Raw genomic sequence first — 1,107 nt, forward strand, 5'->3', positions numbered from 1 at the left:
TCCAAATTTTTTGAGCATGTCAAAAGGAGAGCCGTAATTTGGAGAAATGTGAGAAAAGTAGTCGTTGTCCCGCATGTCTTCAGCTTTTAGTCTAGCAACTTTGCACAGATTTTCATCTACCTGTAATGGCAAGAGGTTGTTTTTTTTTCTTTCTTTATTCACCAGTTCTACTAAAGTTTTTTCCTCCTGTGAAAGTACTGCACTTGTTTGAATTTGTGAAGTGTTACTTGGATTCGCTGTATTACTATTTATGATACTGGAGGAAGGTGTGTATGAAGCTATTTTTTTGTTTAAGGAGACAGGCTGTCTTACTGTTATAAGAGCAGAAGGTCTTATTAAATTGTTTTTTGAAAAATAGCCATAAGAGTAAAAGATTGAAGCGTCAGCAGAATTAAAAGAAAAAAGTGAAATTGCTGCTAAAACTAGTGCTATTGTTGATTTTGTTTTCATGTACACCACCTCAAATCAATATATTCTACAGAAAGCTGTAAATTCCTTTAAGTAATTTATGGACATGAAGGAACATTGTATCAACTGAGGGAGGTGTAGAATATACTGGTTCTGAGGTGGTATGTGTGAAATACGGGTTGATCGTGTTTTATTCCTATCAGCATGGGCTTATGGCAGAGAGAGTATTAAAAAGGCACAATATTGCTGTAGAATTTGTTCCTACGCCAAGAAGCATTTCAGAAGGGTGCAGTCATTCTCTCAAATTTGGGCTTGAGTCTTTAAAAGTGGTGCAAAATTTATTACAGAGAATTAATGTTCCATACAAGGGAATATACGAAGTGGAAAAAATACCGGCGGGGTATAAAATAGTAAAAGTGGTTTAGTCCTCTTCTTTTATGAAGAGGCTTTTTATTTTTTGAAATGTAGTGGCATTTTTAATGCTTTCTAGCTTGGAGTTTAAAATTAGTACTTGATTCTGTAAGTCCTTTATCTGCCTTTTTAGGTTTTCATTTTCTCTCATCAATCTGTTTACCATTGTATTGTAATTGTCTGCTTTAAGAGATATCTTTGCTTTTTCCTCATTTGCTTGCTTTAAAAGCTCCTGAAGTTCAAAGATGTTTTTGTTTTTCATTGCAATTTCGGCATTTTTTCTGTTTA

3 protein-coding genes are annotated in these 1,107 nt (G+C 34.1%); 1 reads left to right on the plus strand and 2 read right to left on the minus strand.

Annotation, left to right across the window (positions count from 1 at the left end; translation table 11 throughout):
• Positions 1-450, minus strand: a 450-nt coding sequence (locus tag AC29Z1_RS17765) for a CAP domain-containing protein (RefSeq protein ID WP_488272762.1), incomplete at its 3' end; no start/stop codon positions are given.
• A gap of 125 nt (positions 451-575) precedes the next feature.
• On the opposite strand from AC29Z1_RS17765, the gene AC29Z1_RS17770 reads away from it, so the two are divergent.
• On the plus strand, positions 576-833 hold the full coding sequence (locus tag AC29Z1_RS17770; protein ID WP_011025890.1) for a putative Se/S carrier protein: 258 nt from the start codon (positions 576-578) through the stop codon (positions 831-833).
• On the opposite strand, the gene AC29Z1_RS17775 is transcribed toward AC29Z1_RS17770, so the two are convergent.
• Positions 830-1,107 (minus strand): hypothetical protein (locus tag AC29Z1_RS17775; RefSeq protein ID WP_488272763.1); only part of this gene is annotated, 278 nt, incomplete at its 5' end. The genes AC29Z1_RS17770 and AC29Z1_RS17775 overlap by 4 nt on opposite strands.

Source organism: Sporomusa sp. (assembly GCF_057736855.1).